This is a genomic window from Staphylococcus sp. GDY8P126P (genome assembly GCF_017891965.1).
Classification (GTDB): Bacteria; Bacillota; Bacilli; order Staphylococcales; family Staphylococcaceae; genus Staphylococcus; species Staphylococcus saprophyticus.
In genome coordinates this window covers 38,934-56,851 of sequence record NZ_JAESKG010000006.1, presented here as the reverse complement: position 1 = coordinate 56,851, position 17,918 = coordinate 38,934, and the positions used below count along the sequence as shown (strand labels likewise).

Genomic DNA, 17,918 nt, shown 5'->3' with positions numbered 1-17,918 from the left:
CGTTTTATTTTTTATGGTCTGCAAACGTGCGACCTTTCATTGATTTCTTGTTATTGTTTCTGTCAGAAGAAGGTCTATCATTTTTCTTCTTATTGTTGAATCCGCCTTTACCTGAACGACGGTTCTTGTTATCAAACTTGCCGCCACCACGTTTATGGTTACCGCCACGTTTTGGTCCACCTTTACCTTGACGACCTTTACCGCGAGATAATGGTTTTTCAAATGTTAATTGAACATCAACTTCGTCGTTTGATTCGACTAGCTCTTGTAATAATGACGCGATTAAATCCACATCATTATATTCACCAAGTAACTCTGTAGCAATACGTTGTAATCTTGGTTCATTGTCTCTTGACATCCAGTTTTGTACTTTACCTTTAATATCGTTTTCACGTGCTTTTAACACTTCTTTACGATGAGGCGGTCTTAAAGCTGTCATTTGGCGTTTGTTTGCTTGTTCAATTTGACGAATATAATCCATCTCAATTGGATTTACAAATGTGATTGCAACACCTTTTTTACCAGCACGACCAGTACGACCAATTCTGTGCGTATAACTTTCAGTATCTTGAGGGATATCAAAGTTGTATACGTGACTTACACCTGAAATATCAAGTCCTCTTGCCGCAACATCTGTTGCAACTAAAATATCTAATTGATCATTTTTGAATTTTTTCAATACTTCTAAACGTTTAGCTTGAGTGATATCACCATGTAATCCTTCAGCTTTGTATCCTTTTGAGATTAACGCGCTTGTTAATTCATCAACACGACGTTTTGTACGTCCGAATACGATAGCTAATTCTGGTTGATGTACATCTAAGAAACTTGTAAAAGTATCAAATTTCTCTAATTCTTTTACGATAGTATAATATTCTTCAATTTGTGGATCTGACATTTCATTATTCATCGTTTTAACGATAACTGGTGATTTCATGAATTGTTGAACCAATGTTTGAATTGCTTTAGGCATAGTAGCTGAGAACAACATTGTTTGACGTTGTTCAGCTGGAATTTTGTCCATGATGAATTTCATATCATCAATGAATCCCATATTCATCATTTCATCCGCTTCATCTAAGATAAGCGTATGAATATCATTCGTTTTTAATGTACGACGGTTTAAATGGTCAATTACACGACCTGGTGTACCTACTACGATTTGTGGACCTTTTTTAAGTGCTTTAATTTGACGGTCGATTGGCATACCACCAAATACAGTAACAACTTGAATATTTTGTCCTTTAGCGAATGCTTTTAATGATTCAGCAACTTGCATTGCTAACTCTCTTGTTGGTGCAAGGATTAATGATTGTACACCTTCTTGGTCTGCCACTTTTTCAATTAATGGAATACCAAACGCACCTGTTTTACCTGTACCTGTTTGCGCTTGACCAAGAACATCTTTGCCTTCTAAGGCAAGAGGGATACTCTCTTTTTGAATAGGAGTGGCCTCATTGAACCCCATGGATTGTAGGGTTTCTGCCATCTTATCTGAGATCCCTAATTCTTTAAAATTTTGCAATATAATTCTCCTTTATTTATCTGTATTTCTATACATATATGTTCACTTAAGTTTCTTCAACTTCTTTATAGTACCACCTCAAGTGCATAATCGCAATAAACCAAATTAGAATAAATTGAGTGAATCTCTCGTAATCATCACGTTTTCTCAGCTTATAAACGCCGAAATACATAGGTTGTAAGCGTTTAATTTTATTTTTTCATATTACTTTTTACTTTCTGAAAAAAATTTGTTAATTTATTTATTCTGTTAATGATTAGATTATTCCAATTAATTATTATGACTTAAGCATTTTTATAAAATGATATTATGAAGTATGATTCATAAACCAAACTATTTTCCATACAAATCTTTTAGCCTATGCAAATTTTAAAGAAAATAATAATTAAGCATGACACTTTAATAAAATGAAATTTTTGATTCACCTTATCTTAGTAAAATAATAACTGATTAATATAAAAGCACTTAGTTTCATAAAATATCATTTTATATTTAAAACTGTCTACCGCATTATTCAGTTGATTTGGTCATTATCTCATATAATAAAGAACCCAAGACGATTGTACGTCCCGGGTTCTTTGAGCTCAATAATATATTGATTCCATATTTATGGTAGTTAATCGTTTTAAATTAACGCTTCTACCACTTCTTCTAATTTCATTCCTCTTGATCCTTTGACTAATACTTTGTCATTCGCTTGAACATAACCTTTTAATGAACGAATAAGGTCTGCTTTTTCTTTAAAAGCTTCAGACTTTTTAACGAAAGCTTTACCAGTATGACTAATGTGAGCCGCCTCATTACCAAACGTAAATAATGCGTCAATACCTTTGTCTTCAAAATATAGTCCTACAGCTTCATGCATGATTTGACTATCAGGACCTAATTCTAATACATCGCCAAGGACAATAATTTTTCTACCTTCCATGCCAGAAAGTGTGTCTATGGCCGCTTTCATACTCGTTGGACTTGCATTATAAGCATCATTAATGACAAGTATTTCATCTTTTGTATGATGTTGTTCCATTCTCATGCCAGTAAGCACGACATTTTTCAAATTATTGAAAATAGTTTGGTATGTTAAATTTAATCTCTTACCTACTGCAATAGCAATCGTAGCATTTTTCATATTATGTTCACCTAAGATAGGAAGTTCATAATGTTCATCATGATTAATTGTGAATGCAATACCATGATCTTTGATTGTTTCAATAGTACTTACCAGCGTATTATCAGAATTTTTACCAAAACTTACTAAATCAGCATTTTGTATTTCGTTAGCATACGGTTCTAGTAATGGTTCGTCACCGTCATAGATAAATAAGCCTCCTGGTTTTAAACCAAGTGTAATTTCTGATTTAGCTTTAGCAATACCTTCTCTTGACCCTAAATCTTGCATATGAGACTCACCAATATTAGTGATTATGGCAATATCGGGTTGAGCTAATTTAGATAATAATTCAATTTCGTGGAAACCTGACATGCCCATTTCAAGAATGGAAATTTCAGTATCAATATCTAATTGTAAAATAGTTAATGGCATACCTATTTCATTATTATAGTTTCCTTGCGTCTTTTTGACTTTGAATTGTGGTTTCAAGACGCTTTCAATCATATCTTTCGTTGTTGTTTTACCATTAGAACCAGTAACTGCAATGACTTGTGGATTAACAAATTCTAAATATGCTTTTGCTAAATGTTGTAAAGCTTCTAATGTGTCATCGACCCAAATAATAGGTCCATCAATATTTTCGTCTAACGGTTCACCTTTTTGATAAAATGCAGCACCTGCACCATCTTTAAGTGCTTGTGCTACATATTTATGACCATCTACATGTTCGCCTTTAAATGGAATAAATAAATTTTGATTGTGAATGTCACGTGAATCAATAGAAACACCTTTAATACCATGATCCATAAATTCATTTTCTATTTCACATGGAATCCATGTTTTAATTTGTTCTAACGTTACCTCTATCATAATTTATTCGCCTCAGTCAATTTTGTATTTATTTTGTTTTTTATCTTCATGTTTTTCTTTAGCTAACTCAATTAATTTCTTAATTAAATCAGAGTAACTCACACCCATATTTTCCCATAAGCTTGGGTACATGCTAAATGCAGTGAATCCAGGCATCGCATTAGTTTCATTTATAAAAATTTGATTATCGTCTGTTACAAAGAAGTCAGCTCGTAGTAACCCTGCACAGTCTGTTGCTTTAAAAGCTTCAACAGCCATATTTCTTAACGTCATTTGAACCTCTTCGTCTAAGTCAGCTGGAATATCTAATTTTATTTTTCCGTCTTTATATTTTGCCTTATAGTCATAGAAAGCTACTTCTTTGATAACTTCTCCAGGCCATGTCGTTTCTGGATAGTCATTTCCCAATACAGCAACTTCAATTTCACGCGCCTCAATACCCTGTTCGATAACTAACTTGCGGTCAAATTGGAAAGCTTCTTCTATACCGTTTTTAAGCTCTTCTTCATTATTACATTTACTAATACCTACACTAGATCCTAGGTTAGCTGGTTTTACAAATACTGGATATTCTAATTTATCATGTACTAATTTTAAGATGTTACCTTCATATTTGTGATACTCACTTCTTAAAAAGCTAACATAAGGTAATTGTGGTAAACCTCTATGCGCAAAGAGTTGCTTCATTACTAATTTGTCCATTGAACTTGAGGCAGCTAAAACGCCATTACCTACATACGGTATATCTAAAACTTCAAATAAACCTTGGATTGTGCCATCTTCACCATTAGGCCCATGTAATAATGGAAATACTGCACTATATGCATTTCCTGTACTTCCTTGACTTAATAATTTTGAAATTTCACCCGCTTCAACATCTATTAAGCGTAATGAGTCGATATCGTTGATCGTATCTACGATGTTTTCTTTCTTTTTCCAAGCACCATCATTAGTTATGTAAATAATGTCTATTTGATACCGTTCCTTATCAATTGCGTTCAAGACATTTTGTGCTGTTAATATTGAAACATCGTGTTCTGCACTTTTTCCTCCGTATACGATACATACATTTTCTTTAGCCATTTTTTAGCCTCCATATACAATTCTTAAACTACATCATATCACGATTTAATATTTTTTTGCATTTGTTAAGTGGTATAAAAAGCATTTATTTTTTGTTCTCTTTTATCATTCGTAAAGACATATCATAAAACTTCATATTTATAATTTTTTAAATCGACACCCTACTTCTAGCAAAATATGTTAAAGTTCGGTAAAATCTATATATAATACTAAAGATAGAGAAATCTAGCTGTTTAAAGGAGTAAGAAATGAGTACTTCACGTCAATTAAAAAACAATCATTGGATACGGCGGATTGACTGGGTTTTAATAGGCATCCTCGTATTATTAGCATTCGTAAGCGTCACGATTATCAATTCAGCTATGGGTGGCGGTCAATATAGCGCTAACTTTAGCATCAGACAAATTTTATATTATGTTTTGGGCGGTGCCATTGCATTACTCATTATGCTGGTTTCACCTAAAAAGCTCATGAAATATACATATTTATTATATTTTATCTTATGTATTGGACTGTTCATATTAATTATTATCCCTGAAACACCAATCACACCAATTATTAATGGTGCTAAAAGCTGGTATAAACTAGGGCCTATCAGTGTACAGCCTTCAGAATTTATGAAGATTGTGTTGATACTAGCACTCGCAAAATTGATTTCTAGACATAATCAATTCACGTTCAATAAATCATTAGAAACCGATTTTAAATTATTACTAAAAATTGTAGGTATTTCGATTGTACCTATGGGATTAATTTTATTACAAAATGACCTTGGTACTACACTAGTTATTTGCGCTATTATTGCTGGTGTCATGATTGTTAGTGGTATTTCATGGAAAATATTAGCACCGCTTTTTATTGCGGGTATCGTAATAGGTTCAACTTTAATATTGTCTATTATTTATAAACCTTCACTTATAGAAAACACATTGGGAATTAAAACATATCAACTAGGTAGAATTAATTCTTGGTTAGATCCTTATACGTACAGTAGTGGTGATGGTTACCATTTAACAGAATCCCTTAAAGCAATCGGTTCTGGTCAGCTATTTGGTAAAGGATTTAATCACGGTGAAGTATACATCCCAGAAAATCATACCGATTTTATTTTTTCAGTTATTGGTGAAGAATTTGGTTTTATTGGCTCAGTAATTCTAATATTAATTTTCTTAGCCTTTATATTCCATCTCGTACGCTTAGCAACTAAAATTGAATTACCTTTTAGTAAATTATTCATAATTGGATATGCTTCACTCATTTTATTCCACGTATTACAAAATATTGGAATGACTGTCCAATTACTACCTATCACTGGTATTCCACTACCATTTATTAGTTATGGCGGTAGTTCATTATGGAGTCTCATGTGTGGTATTGGTGTACTTTTATCTATTTACTATCATCAGCCCAAACAATACTCTGGTGATAAACAACAATTATGAACAACAGAATAATGTATGATGACCTGTCATACTAAAAAGCTGGGACATCGATGTCCCAGCTTTTTATATGTATACTATATCATTAAACAAATTAATCTATATCTTATGCGTTTTAAACATTTATAAAAGTTTATACTACACTTACACTAATATCTTACCCTTAAAAATTATTTCAATTTTTAAATGTGTATCATTATCTAATGTACCTTATACATTGGCTTTGACCTTTTTTCTAAACTATTATAAGGCAAAATAAAAAGTGACCAGAACAATGGGCTCTAATCACTTGATTGGGTAACTTGACTATTTCAATTCGTTAGCGGCTTTCACAGTCGTTGGTAAAGTGTGCATAACTTCTAATCTTGATTTGGTTTTCTTTATGTTTACCCCTAATGATGATAATAGTTTAACTACATTTTGAATTTTTTCGTTATCCTTACTCATATCATCACTCCTAATCTATTGCTTCTACTACATATTACCCTATTTAAATGTAAAATACCACATTATATTCAATTTTTTATTTTAATTCAAAAAAAACAGAGTTTTTAATGTGAAATTTCACTAATTATAAACTATCCTTTGTAATGTTATATATGAAGAATTAATTCATTACATTTTATATAGCCCTACAATATATACCCTTTAGATAGATTAATAAATTATTTTATAACCTAAATCGTACACTTCTTTTTCTAAATTATTCAAATTTGCAGGCGTTTCAAAATCTACAAAGATTGCGCCTTCTTCTATATCTATACTAACTTTAAACACACCATAAAGTTTCATTAGTCTTTCTTCAATTTGTAATTTTTGCTTCTCATTATAAAGTTCAGCAATATAAATAACTTTTGATTGCATATGTTTCACCTTACTTAATCCTTCATCAATTTTTGAAAAGTTACAAGTAGTTCTTCCATCGCTTCTTGTTCATGACCCTGTTCAACTTTATCCATAATACAACTTTTCATATGATGATCTAATAATTTAGTAGCGACACTATTTAATGCGGATCGCGTAGCTCTTATTTGTGTAAGCACATCGTCACAGTACACATCTTCCTCTACCATACGATTTATGGCTTTAACTTGACCTTCGATTCTATTAAGTCTTGATTTTAAATTTGCTTTTATTTCTTCTGAATGATGCGCTTTTTGTATTTCAGTCATTTCTCAAACGCCTCCTATTCTATACCCATCATATAATATACCCCTGTTAGGTATTAGTCAAGTGATAAAACATGTTCTCCATGTTACAATAGTGGAGACTTTTACATTATTTAATTACTGTGCTATTTGTTGGAGGTTTAATATGATAGATATCTTTTCAATTATGTTTAATCACACGAACGTCATCATTAATATTATATTAATTGGCGCGTTTATATTAAACCTAATCTTTGCTTTTACAATTATTTTTATGGAACGTAGATCTGCTGGTTCAATTTGGGCATGGCTACTAGTACTTGTGCTGATACCAATTTTAGGATTTATCATTTACTTATTCATTGGCAGACAAATTCAGCGAGACCATATATTTTCCTTAAATGATGAAGATAAAATTGGCATTGAAATGATTGTTAATGAGCAATTAGAAGCTTTAAAAAATGATGATTTTTCAAAAGGCAATCATCAAATTGTGAAATTTAAAGATATGGTACAAATGTTGTTATACAATAATGCTGCGTTCTTAACAACAGATAATGAAATTAGTATCTATACAGATGGCAAAGAAAAATTTGATGCACTGCTAAATGATATTAATAATGCAACAGACTATATTCATATCCAATATTATATATTTAGAAATGATAATCTCGGGAAAAAGATACTATCTGCACTTGAGCAGAAACTCGAAGAAGGCATTGAAGTGAAAATGCTATACGACGATATGGGGTCTAGGGGTTTATCTCTAAAACATTTTAAGAACTTTAGAAAAAAAGGTGGCCATGTTGAAGCATTTTTCCCTTCTAAATTGCCTTTAATTAATCTGAGAATGAATAATCGGAACCACCGTAAAATCGTGGTTATCGATGGTCATATTGGTTACGTAGGTGGATTCAATGTGGGTGATGAGTATTTAGGTCTTAAGAAAAAATTTGGTTACTGGAGAGACACACATCTAAGAATTGTTGGAGATGCTGTGAATGCCTTACAATTACGTTTTATGCTTGATTGGAATTCACAATCAACACGTGATCGCTTATCTTATGCTGAACGTTATTTCCCTGATGTTGATTCAGGTGGTACAACCGGTGTACAAATCGCTTCAAGTGGTCCCGATGAAACCTGGGAACAAATTAAATACGGTTATTTAAAAATGATTGCTTCAGCAAAAAAATCTATTTATATTCAATCGCCCTATTTCATACCTGATCAAGCATTTCTAGATGCTGTCAAAATAGCTGCACTGGGTGGTGTTGACGTAAATATTATGATTCCAAACAAGCCTGATCACCCTTTTGTTTATTGGGCGACTTATAATAATGTAGCTTCCCTTTTAGATGCAGGTGTCAATATCTTCCATTATAACAATGGCTTCCTACATTCTAAGACACTCGTTATAGATGATGAAGTAGCAAGTGTAGGTACAACTAATATGGATCATCGTAGTTTCACATTAAATTTTGAAATTAATGCATTTATCTATGATACATACATCTCAAAAGCATTAAGATCCGCTTTTGAAAGTGATTTACATGTATCTTATCAATTAACAAAAGAAATTTATGAACAAAGAAGTTTATGGATTAAATTTAAAGAAGGTATTTCACGACTATTGTCACCGATTTTATAAAAAATCAGGTCTAACGTAACAATTTCCCTACTGTTGCTTAGACCTTTTATTTTATGAATTTATTTAATATGACTAAACTGAGAGGTGTAGCTAATTTGAAAGAAACTGAAATACTAAACCGTGCATATAATCACATGTGTACATATCATAAAGATGACGCGACTGGCCATGATATTGCACATATTAATCGTGTATTGCGTTTAGCAACTTATATAGCTGAACAAGAACAATCGCAACACATGTTAACAATTCAACTAGCAAGTTTATTACATGACACTGTAGATAGTAAATTAACCAATCATGAAAAAGCGTTAACTAAGTTAAAAAGCTTTTTGAAAGACTTACAATTACCTAAAGAACAGCAACAACATATATTACATATAATTGAACATATAAGTTATAGACATGGTCAAAATAATGAAGTTTCATTAACACTTGAAGGACAAATTGTGCGTGATGCAGATAGACTAGACGCAATAGGAGCGATTGGTATTGCACGCACTTTCCAATTTGCGGGTCATTTTAATGAACCCATGTGGGTTGAGCATTCAACAAAGCATATAACAGAGACGGATGACACACATTATGATCAATGGTCGCCATCAGCGATCAAACATTTTTATGAAAAGCTTTTGAAATTAAAGTCATTAATGCATACAGAAACAGCAAAACAATTAGCAGCGCAAAGACATCAATATATGGAAAATTTTATCAATCAATTTTTCGAAGAATGGTATTTTTAGATAAAACATTGTAATCATACAAAAAAGCACAACCTACTGAGTAAATTGTGCTTTTTTAGTTCTTAAAAATAGCTTAACTTATTATTTCTTTTTATTTTTCTTAGAAACAACTTGCGTATTTTTACCTTTACCTGATGCTTCAGCTTTATTTTTCTCCATAGCTTCAATCATCGGTGCAACTTCTCTTTGTGCAAGTTTAGAGTAGTACATATTCGCTACTTGCGTTTGTACAATCAAGAATGCCGCACTGACTGACCAATATAGACCTAATGCTGAAACAGATGAGAATGAAATCCACACAATCATAATTGGTGAAATGACCATCATCATGTAACCCATTTGACGTTGTTCTGCTGGCATACTCTTACTTGATACGTATGCTTGTAAGAAGTATAAGATACCTGCAATAATTGTAATCCAAATGTCTGGTTTCGCTAGGTTAAACCATAAGAAATAAGGATGTTCTGTAAATCCACCGCTTGATGGATATTTCAATACGAAGAATAGTCCCATAATGATTGGCATTTGAATAAGGATTGGTAAACATCCTAACATGCTCTTCATCGGATTCATATCGTATTTTTTATAAACTTCCATCATTTCTGAGTTTGCTGCCATTTTTTCTTCTTGTGTACGCGAACGCTTAACCTTCTCTTGAATTGCATCAATATCCGGTTTTGCAACTTTCATTTTTTCACGCATCATATGACTATTTTTATAGTTTGATAACATGAATGGTAACAATACGATACGTATTACTAACACAAGTACTACGATTGCTAAACCATAGTCATTATTAAAACTAGTTCCCAACCAATGTATTAAATTATCCATTGGCACATAAAACGTATTATAGAAGAAACCGTCTCTATTTTCAGGTTTAGAATAGTCACAGCCTGCTAAAAAGACCATTACACCTAATAATAAAGGTAGTAGTGCTTTCTTTTTCATTTTTCCACCTCTAATGATATATTCACATAGAATTTATTTTATCATACTCAAAGGGAAGTAGAAAACAAAAAAAGAAATATTTATACTTTATTCAACATTTTGTAAGAATTGTCTAACTGTATTTGAAATATTTTCACTCTTTGTAATAGCTGAAATAATGGATATACCGTCTGCACCAGCTTGCATAACTTCCCTCGTATTTTCAACATTTATACCACCGATTGCTACGATTGGAAAATGATTAACATGCGCTCTTAATTTCGTTATCATTTCTGGCCCTACTGGTAAATTTGCATCATCTTTAGATGTCGTTGCGTACATTGGCCCAACACCAATATAGTCCACATGTGCTAAATTAGATGTTTTATATTCATCTATATTACTAATGCTTAAACCAATAATTTTTCCTTTAAATTGTTCAGCAAATACTTTAACATCCATATCATCCTGGCCAACATGAATCCCATCTGCACCAATCTTATTGGCTAAGGCAACATCATCATTAACGATAAATGGTACTGCATAATCATGACACAAAGCTAATAATTTCCGTGCTAAGTCTTCTTTTTCATCTCCAATTAATGCACCGTTACCTTTTTCTCTAAATTGGAACATGGTTATTCCAGATTCAAGTGCTTCAGTCACAACATCTATAATAGTTGTCTTACTTTCAATATCTTGCGTGCCACAAATAAAATACAGTTTCAAATTATTTTTATCAAACATTACTGCACCTCTTGTATATCACTTTGATTTGAATAATCATCATAAGTCACTTGATATAGTGCATCTAATAATAACGTCATAAACGTACCAGGACCTTTGTCTTCCGCAAGTTGCTCTGCCTTTTCCGCAGCGATATTATAAATTGAAGTGGCTTCAACTAACTGGCTGATTGAAGTTGTTTCATCTGTCGGTAAAAAACTAGCTATGACAGCACCTAATAAACAGCCTGCACCCGTTACTTTAGCCAACAAAGCCGATCCATTATTCAGTTGATATATTTGATTGTCTTGAATCACAACATCCTCTTTGCCAGTGATGACTATCGCACTATTTAATCGTTTATGCGCTTCTTTGGCAATTTCTATCGCATTTAAATTATCATCACTGTCCGTTCCTTTCATCTTAGCATCATTATTTATCAACGCTAAAATTTCAGATGCATTCCCTTTTATAACTGCTACATCTACAGTATTCAAAAAAGTTTTACAAAAATCCTTGCGATATTGGGATGCACCAACAGCAACTGGATCAAATACAATTGGCGTGCCTACTTCATTAGCTGTTTTAGCAATTTCTAAAATGTCCTGCTCTCTATCTTTAGTTAAAGTACCAATATTAATGAGCAGTGCATTAGCAGGTGTTAACATATCTATCGCTTCTTCAGGTGCTTGACTCATTGCTGGGCTTGCACCTAAACTTAAAAGTCCGTTTGCCGTAAAGTTCTTTACGACATCGTTTGTGTAACAAATAACGAGTGGATTATTCGTTCTTACATTATTTAAACTATTCATCATCTAGACCTACCTTTTTCATATATGCAAAGTGATTTACAGGTCCTCTACCTTGACCAATTTCTGGCGTATATTTAATGCTTAATGAAATAAATTTTTTAGCTTTTTTCACTGCGTCATAAATCGTTCTACCTTTTGCCAGTTCAGCTGTAATTACTGCTGAAAAAGTACAACCTGTACCATGGGTATGCTGCGTATCATAACGAGGTTCTTCAAACGTATAGACCTCATCTTTAGTAAATAAATAATCTTTAGCAGTTTCTAAATCTTCAGCATGTCCGCCTTTAATAACAACACCCTTACTCCCAATTTCATTAATAAATATGTTGCCTGCTTTATATATCGCTGCCTCATTATCAATCTTTAATCCAGTGATTTCTTCAGCTTCTGGTAAGTTTGGAGTCGCTACTGTTGCATAGGGTAACAATATATTTTGTAAATCTGCTTTCGCGTCATCATCCATCAATGAATCACCACTTTTAGCTAACATAACTGGATCAATAACATATGGTATCTCAGGATATTTCACTAAGTATTCTTGAATTAATTGCATCATTTCCTTTGAAGCAATCATACCAGTTTTAATGGCATGTGGTAATTCGTCATCAAACACACTTGTCAGTTGTTCAGATAACCACTGTGACTCAAGATTGTGAATATGTTGTACACCTTTAGTGTTTTGCGCAACAATGCTTGTAACAGCCGCCATACCATATACGCCACAAGCATGAAAAGATTTCAAATCTGCCATTACACCAGCACCTCCTGTTGGATCAGTACCAGCAATTGTCAATGCAATATTGGGTTTATTCATTTTTCATACCTCCATATGACCATGATTCTTCATTAAATGACATATTAAAAAAGTTTCTTTCATGTACTGTACTTTGTAAAAAGCATTGTTTTATCTCATTTTTTTCTTTTTCGCTACAATGTTTCGTCAATTTATCCATTAAATTATCAAATACAATAACTAATTCATCCATTTCAGTACTATAAAATTCAAACCATTTAGCTAAAATAGAATCTTTATTTAATTCTTTATCCCTTAATGCTTCTTGAGCAATGACTTGATAAACATAAGGACAAGGTGCCATTGCAGCAATTGTATAAGCGGCATTTTCTTTAGCATACGCATTGAAATACATATGTTTAATATAATGATCGCCACTCGGTGGCCAAACTTTCTCTTGTACGATTTCATTATAACTTTCTTGGACATAATCCGCTAAAATTTCATGTGCTTCCACTTCACCATCTACGATAAATTGAATTTGTTCAACCAAAAATCGAACATCATTTAAGTTCTCCATTTTTGGAATTAACAGCGCGTATATATTCGCAAATTCATTTAAATAAGAAGCATCTGCTCTTAAATAGAATTTGGTTGCTTCAATCGGTAAATTCCCATGTAACATACCTTGTATAAACGGATCGTGGTAGATTTGATTAATAATTGGTTTAGCTTCTTTTTTTAACTGTTCTGAAAATAACACAAAAATCCTCCTATAAATAAAAAAACTACATTCCCGACAGAAACGTAGTTAATTAATAGCGAGGATTTATACCCCAACTTTAGATTAAACTACTTTCCTACGTTGGTATTAACCAAATCAGGTTGTAAGGGTCTGAATTTAATCATCTCAGCCAACTGGCTCCCCTAGTAGCGTTTTTATATTTTGTTTAATTAAAAGATAACAAAATACTGACAAATTTGCAAAATAACTGACTATAAAAAAAGCTGAGACCTATATGTCCCAGCTTTAAATATTTATCTTAAGTTCATTACTACACTTAATTTTTTATGCAGTAACCCATTGTGAAGCGCCTTCTGTATCATAAAGTTTTTGCGCTGCTGCGTCTTGTACTGCTTCAGGTGCTTCTGTTGGTGATACACCTTGATATTCAGATGGTGCTACTGAATCCCATGTGCTTTGTAAGAATTGATATTTACCTGCTGCACCTGATGATGGGTTAACAGCTTTAAGGTCGCCGCCTGATTCACGTTGCGCGATTGCTTGTAAATGAGAGTTAACATTTACTGATGAACCTTCTGAAGCTTCACTTGAACTAGATTCATTTGAGCTTGAAGTATTTTGTGTAGTTGCTTCTTGTTGTGGTTGTTGTGTTTCTTCAGTTTGTGGTGCAGCTTCTTGTGCTGGTTGTTCAGTTGAAGCTTGCTCAGTTTGTTGTGGTTGCTCAGCAGTTTCTTGTGCTGGTGCATTAGTTGAACCTTGTCCATAGCTCCAAGTCCAATATTGACCGTCTGATTGGAAGCTATAATCAGTATTATTGTAATTAAAGTTTATATTATAAGCACCGTCTTGTACTGGCGCTTCATTTAATGATTCTGGATTAGTTTGAGCTTGTTGAGCTAATTGGGCATTGTCAACGCCTTGTTCTGAAGCGTCTACTGAATTTCCTGCTGCGAATCCTGTTACGCCAAGTCCAACTGCTAATGTTGATGCTACTACTGTTTTTTTCATTGTAAAAAAGTCCTCCTATAAGGTAATTAAGTTTATTTTTATTTATGATTAATTTGCAAATACAACTATAACATTCAAAAAATCGTTGTAGGTTACAGTGAAATAAAAAAAATCGACCTTTTTTACAATGAAATTACATTTAATTTATCTTTGAATATAATTTTTTATCCCTTTAAAAACTTCTGTGATAGTTTTTAAAGGCTATGAAAAGTAAAATTTCACGTAATATGATTGTAATATATCAGATTATTCAGTTTTATTTAAATTACTTATTAGCGATTTGATTGCTGATTCTATATTAAATAAGCTATCCCTCTTATAGGGATATTTTAAGAGGGATAGCCAATAGAAGTATAATTGATAGTAGGATTTAAATGTATATTAAAGTGGATGATTAGATTAGGGGTAGATTTAGGGTGGGTGGTTTATACAATTTCATATATATCATTATTTTGTACGTTAATGTCTTTAAATGCATTTTGGGAATGCTCTAGCGGGAATGGTTCAAAAAGTAAATCATTTTTATCTTTGTTTTGTGGAGACATGAATTTAATTGATTCAATAAGTATTTCTGATACAAAATGCGTCTGACCTTCTTTTTCATATTTATGTGATTGCATTTGGCCTGTTATACCTACAAGTGAGCCTTGCTTCGTATATTTCTCAATGTTTGTTGCCATTTTTCCAAATGCTTTACAAAATAAATAATCACATACCGGGGTTTGATTCTTATCTTTATAGTTCCTTGATACAGCTACACAAAATGTAGCTAATTTTTTCTCCTCCTTATCATATATTTTAGGGTCCTTAGTTAGTCGCCCTACGATAACAATGTTATTAATCATATGTCACCTCCTTTATAACTATATTCTATGAATTTTACACAATACCGTCAAAGTACAATAACACAGAATTCAAAAGATGTTTTAATACTAAATTCTACAAATTTTACCTTTCTCTTTTAAAATTACGTTATAATGATTGTATAATTCGAATAATTGTAGAAGTTAAATTTATTAATTGGATGTGAGAACGATGAAATCATTTAAAGCTGTTCGATTTCAAATCGTATCAGATAGTGGTGGCGTTACAGAATATGAAATAGAAGATGGCGTTATTATCAATAAAGAAAATAGTGGAACTGGTTGGTTATTAGAAATTGTTATTTCAGATTATCATTATGAAACAATGAAACAATATATGGATGATGAAACTTTATTAGATATACGCGTAGTGATTACACGTCCAGCAAATGATCCGGCTCTTTTTGATGCGACGATTAAAAACATAAAAAAACTGGAAAGTACAATCTCCATCGTTTTTGAATGTCATATTTATACATTAAGACAAGTATATGCAGAAAGTTTATTAGAACAACTTATTGATGAAGGTTTAACAGGAGACGAACTTAAAAAATCTTTCAATCGTATGATGCAATCTAAACCAAGATTAAAAGATGAAAAAATAGAAAAATAATTACTATAAAAAAGACCTCAAACCGTTGTATTTACAACTGAGCTTGAGGTCTTTTATTTACTTTGCTTGAATTGCAAACGTTAATTCACAACTACATGCTACTTCACCATCGACGGTAGCTTTTGCGTTACCTTTACCGATTGGCCCACGCATTTTTGTTATTTCAACTTCTAATTTTAAAGTATCTCCAGGAGTAACTTGTTTTTTGAAGCGACATTTATCAATTCCAGCAAAAAATGCAAGTTTCCCTTTATTTTCTTCACTATTTAAAATCGCTACTGCACCTGTTTGAGCAAGCGCTTCTGTAATTAAAACACCAGGCATAACTGCATATTCCGGAAAATGACCTTGGAAAAACGGTTCATTACCTGATACTTGTTTAATAGCCACACAACGTGTACCTACTTCATATTCAACAACACGATCAATTAATAAAAATGGTTGTCTATGCGGTATGATTTCTTTAATTTGGTTATAATCAAAAATTGTTTCCATTGTTTACTTCCTCCATCTTGTTCTTGAATCGCCACTTCAATTGCGAATCATGTATTAAGCTTGTGTTCGTTTTATATCTGCACCTAGTGCTTCTAATTTACCGTGTAAGTCAACATAACCTCTGTCTAAATGCTTTAATTCTGTTACTTGCGTCGTTCCATCAGCTACAAGTCCGGCTAATATAAGTGCTGCTGCTGCACGTAAGTCAGTAGCTTTTACTTGTGCACCTTGTAGTTCACTCTTACCTTCAATCTTAGCACTTCTGCCTTCGACAGAAATCTTAGCGTTCATACGTTTAAATTCAGCTACATGCATAAATCTATTTTCAAATACAGTTTCAGTTACTACTTTATGTCCTTCAGCTGTTAGTAATAATGCCATCATTTGTGATTGCATATCCGTAGGGAATCCTGGATGTGGTAATGTTTTAATATCTACGGGTTTTAATTCATCTTCTACTCTTACGCGAATTGCGTCATCTTGATAATCTAGATTCACACCCATTTCTTCCAATTTGTAAACAAGGCTTGTCATATGTTCTTTTATAGCACCATTTACAAGTACATCACCACGTGTAATCGCACCAGCAATCAGGAGTGTACCTGCTTCAATTCTATCAGGAATAATCGCGTGTTCCACACCGTGAAGTGTTTCTACACCATGGATAATGATCGTATCCGTGCCAGCTCCAGAAACGTTACCTCCCATTTCGTTAATATAATTTGCTAAATCAACGATTTCTGGTTCTCTTGCAACATTTTCTAATACTGTTTTACCTTCTGCTAGTGAAGCTGCCATGATAATATTTTGCGTTGCGCCCACACTTGGGAAGTCTAAATGAATGCTTGTACCTTTTAATCCATTTTCAGTACTTGCATAAATAAAACCACCATCCATGTGAATATCAGCACCAAGTTCTTCGAAACCTTTGATGTGCTGTTCAATTGGTCTAGAACCAATTGCGCAACCACCTGGCAATGCGACTTTAGCATGACCTAAGCGGGCTAATAATGGACCCATAACAAGAATACTGGCTCTCATTTTACTTACATATTCATATGGTGCCTCTTCATTTAATTCTTTCGTTGCATCTACAGTTACTGATTCTTCGTCTTTATCGTATGAAACTTCTGCATTTAATGTTGAAATCACATTATTAATCGTTTCTACATCACTTAATGCAGGTACATTCATAAGTTTACTGACACCTTCTGATGCTAAAAGTGAAGCAGTTAATACTGGTAATACAGCATTCTTGGCACCTGACACTTTAACCTCACCAGTTAATCTATTTCCACCATTAATTTCTATCATATCCATCTTAAATCCTCCACTTTGCTACTTATATATTTCATTTTAATTAAACTATTTTATGTACTTCTAAATTATTATATCTATAATTCAAAAAGATATACAAGTATTT

The 17,918-nt window shown here is 32.7% G+C and carries 19 protein-coding genes and 1 riboswitch; of the genes, 4 read left to right on the top strand and 15 right to left on the bottom strand.

Annotation, left to right across the window (positions count from 1 at the left end):
• Positions 1–4 precede the first annotated feature (4 nt).
• The 3 genes from cshA to KA893_RS10735 all read right to left on the bottom strand — a co-directional run bounded on the left by cshA (position 5) and on the right by KA893_RS10735 (position 4,589).
• Positions 5–1,525, bottom strand: a complete 1,521-nt coding sequence (gene cshA / locus KA893_RS10745; protein WP_011302697.1) for a degradosome RNA helicase CshA — start codon at positions 1,523–1,525, stop codon at positions 5–7.
• Positions 1,526–2,150: 625 nt separating this feature from the next.
• Positions 2,151–3,506 (bottom strand): UDP-N-acetylmuramoyl-tripeptide--D-alanyl-D-alanine ligase, encoded by a 1,356-nt coding sequence (locus tag KA893_RS10740; RefSeq protein WP_002482745.1) that lies wholly within the window; start codon positions 3,504–3,506, stop codon positions 2,151–2,153.
• Between the two features lie 12 nt (positions 3,507–3,518).
• Complete coding sequence (locus KA893_RS10735; RefSeq protein ID WP_002482744.1) at positions 3,519–4,589, bottom strand: D-alanine--D-alanine ligase; 1,071 nt, start codon at positions 4,587–4,589, stop codon at positions 3,519–3,521.
• Between the two features lie 248 nt (positions 4,590–4,837).
• Here KA893_RS10735 and KA893_RS10730 point away from each other — a divergent pair, with 248 nt between their 5' ends.
• A complete protein-coding gene (locus KA893_RS10730) occupies positions 4,838–6,031 on the top strand; it encodes an FtsW/RodA/SpoVE family cell cycle protein (RefSeq protein ID WP_041080781.1) in 1,194 nt (397 codons plus the stop codon).
• A 303-nt stretch (positions 6,032–6,334) separates the two neighbouring features.
• On the opposite strand, the gene KA893_RS10725 is transcribed toward KA893_RS10730, so the two are convergent.
• The 3 genes from KA893_RS10725 to csoR all read right to left on the bottom strand — a co-directional run bounded on the left by KA893_RS10725 (position 6,335) and on the right by csoR (position 7,200).
• Entirely contained in the window at positions 6,335–6,475 is a 141-nt protein-coding gene (locus KA893_RS10725; RefSeq protein ID WP_002482742.1) for an Lmo0850 family protein, read from the bottom strand.
• A 210-nt stretch (positions 6,476–6,685) separates the two neighbouring features.
• Positions 6,686–6,892, bottom strand: coding sequence for a putative copper chaperone CsoZ (csoZ, locus tag KA893_RS10720; protein WP_002482741.1), 207 nt, complete (start codon positions 6,890–6,892; stop codon positions 6,686–6,688).
• A 14-nt stretch (positions 6,893–6,906) separates the two neighbouring features.
• Positions 6,907–7,200 carry a copper-sensing transcriptional repressor CsoR gene (gene csoR, locus KA893_RS10715; protein WP_002482740.1) on the bottom strand — a complete coding sequence of 98 codons (294 nt, stop codon included), beginning with the start codon at positions 7,198–7,200 and terminating at the stop codon, positions 6,907–6,909.
• Positions 7,201–7,342: 142 nt separating this feature from the next.
• Here csoR and cls point away from each other — a divergent pair, with 142 nt between their 5' ends.
• Together cls and KA893_RS10705 are read left to right on the top strand one after the other, a co-directional pair.
• Positions 7,343–8,827, top strand: coding sequence for a cardiolipin synthase (gene cls, locus KA893_RS10710; protein WP_011302692.1), 1,485 nt, complete (start codon positions 7,343–7,345; stop codon positions 8,825–8,827).
• Between the two features lie 68 nt (positions 8,828–8,895).
• A complete protein-coding gene (locus KA893_RS10705; RefSeq protein ID WP_052463706.1) occupies positions 8,896–9,570 on the top strand; it encodes an HD domain-containing protein in 675 nt (224 codons plus the stop codon).
• An 81-nt stretch (positions 9,571–9,651) separates the two neighbouring features.
• Here KA893_RS10705 and yidC read toward each other — a convergent pair whose 3' ends face one another.
• The 7 genes from yidC to KA893_RS10670 all read right to left on the bottom strand — a co-directional run bounded on the left by yidC (position 9,652) and on the right by KA893_RS10670 (position 15,369).
• Complete coding sequence (gene yidC, locus KA893_RS10700) at positions 9,652–10,521, bottom strand: membrane protein insertase YidC (RefSeq protein WP_002482737.1); 870 nt, start codon at positions 10,519–10,521, stop codon at positions 9,652–9,654.
• 87 nt (positions 10,522–10,608) lie between these two features.
• Complete coding sequence (gene thiE, locus KA893_RS10695; protein WP_002482736.1) at positions 10,609–11,247, bottom strand: thiamine phosphate synthase; 639 nt, start codon at positions 11,245–11,247, stop codon at positions 10,609–10,611.
• Positions 11,247–12,038 (bottom strand): hydroxyethylthiazole kinase, encoded by a 792-nt coding sequence (gene thiM / locus KA893_RS10690; RefSeq protein ID WP_002482735.1) that lies wholly within the window; start codon positions 12,036–12,038, stop codon positions 11,247–11,249. Before thiM ends, thiE begins: the two co-directional genes overlap by 1 nt.
• Positions 12,031–12,852 (bottom strand): bifunctional hydroxymethylpyrimidine kinase/phosphomethylpyrimidine kinase, encoded by an 822-nt coding sequence (thiD, locus tag KA893_RS10685; protein ID WP_002482734.1) that lies wholly within the window; start codon positions 12,850–12,852, stop codon positions 12,031–12,033. The genes thiM and thiD overlap by 8 nt, the downstream gene beginning before the upstream one ends.
• Positions 12,845–13,534 carry a thiaminase II gene (gene tenA / locus KA893_RS10680; protein ID WP_002482733.1) on the bottom strand — a complete coding sequence of 230 codons (690 nt, stop codon included), beginning with the start codon at positions 13,532–13,534 and terminating at the stop codon, positions 12,845–12,847. Before tenA ends, thiD begins: the two co-directional genes overlap by 8 nt.
• A gap of 77 nt (positions 13,535–13,611) precedes the next feature.
• A riboswitch (TPP riboswitch) is annotated at positions 13,612–13,710 on the bottom strand.
• 130 nt (positions 13,711–13,840) lie between these two features.
• The gene (locus KA893_RS10675) at positions 13,841–14,524 is read right to left on the bottom strand and encodes a transglycosylase family protein (RefSeq protein WP_210125772.1); all 684 of its coding nucleotides are present in this window, start codon (positions 14,522–14,524) and stop codon (positions 13,841–13,843) included.
• Positions 14,525–14,949: 425 nt separating this feature from the next.
• Positions 14,950–15,369, bottom strand: coding sequence for a single-stranded DNA-binding protein (locus KA893_RS10670; protein ID WP_011302684.1), 420 nt, complete (start codon positions 15,367–15,369; stop codon positions 14,950–14,952).
• 190 nt (positions 15,370–15,559) lie between these two features.
• On the opposite strand from KA893_RS10670, the gene KA893_RS10665 reads away from it, so the two are divergent.
• The gene (locus tag KA893_RS10665; protein WP_002482730.1) at positions 15,560–16,000 is read left to right on the top strand and encodes a YwpF-like family protein; all 441 of its coding nucleotides are present in this window, start codon (positions 15,560–15,562) and stop codon (positions 15,998–16,000) included.
• Between the two features lie 57 nt (positions 16,001–16,057).
• Here KA893_RS10665 and fabZ read toward each other — a convergent pair whose 3' ends face one another.
• Together fabZ and murA are read right to left on the bottom strand one after the other, a co-directional pair.
• Positions 16,058–16,495, bottom strand: a complete 438-nt coding sequence (fabZ, locus tag KA893_RS10660; protein ID WP_002482729.1) for a 3-hydroxyacyl-ACP dehydratase FabZ — start codon at positions 16,493–16,495, stop codon at positions 16,058–16,060.
• A gap of 54 nt (positions 16,496–16,549) precedes the next feature.
• Entirely contained in the window at positions 16,550–17,815 is a 1,266-nt protein-coding gene (gene murA, locus KA893_RS10655; protein ID WP_041080786.1) for a UDP-N-acetylglucosamine 1-carboxyvinyltransferase, read from the bottom strand.
• Positions 17,816–17,918 lie beyond the last annotated feature (103 nt).